Source organism: Pseudomonas sp. 24 E 13 (assembly GCF_900004715.1).
GTDB classification, from domain to species: domain Bacteria; phylum Pseudomonadota; class Gammaproteobacteria; order Pseudomonadales; family Pseudomonadaceae; genus Aquipseudomonas; species Aquipseudomonas orientalis_A.
Genome location: NZ_CVTO01000096.1, coordinates 18,356 through 18,654, shown reverse-complemented (window position 1 = coordinate 18,654; position 299 = coordinate 18,356). Strand labels below are relative to the sequence as shown.

The 299-nt window shown below is 60.2% G+C and carries 1 pseudogene; it reads left to right on the top strand.

Annotated elements, in window-relative coordinates:
• Nucleotides 1-119 precede the first annotated feature (119 nt).
• Nucleotides 120-212: pseudogene (locus tag BFP90_RS28155) on the top strand (orotidine-5'-phosphate decarboxylase); the annotation flags it as partial.
• Nucleotides 213-299: the final 87 nt, after the last annotated feature.

Genomic DNA, 299 nt, shown 5'->3' with positions numbered 1-299 from the left:
GAATAAACGCGGTGCCTGTGAGTTTTTCGCGAGCAAGCTCGCTCCTACAAAAAGCCTTGACTGGCATTGGAGCCAGCCCCCTCCCACCGTTGTAAATGGCGTGTGTCAGCTGACCTTCAGCACCAACGGATTATCTGGTGATTGGCCGTCCGATCAGCCAGGCGGCCGATCCGGCTAAGGCGTTGGCGGCGGTCGTTGCTGAAATCGCCTGACCCCAGGCGGGCACTGAAAATGTGGGAGGGGGCTTGCCCCCGATGGCGGCCTCTGGGCCGACCAGGATGTTGGATCAGATCGAGTAC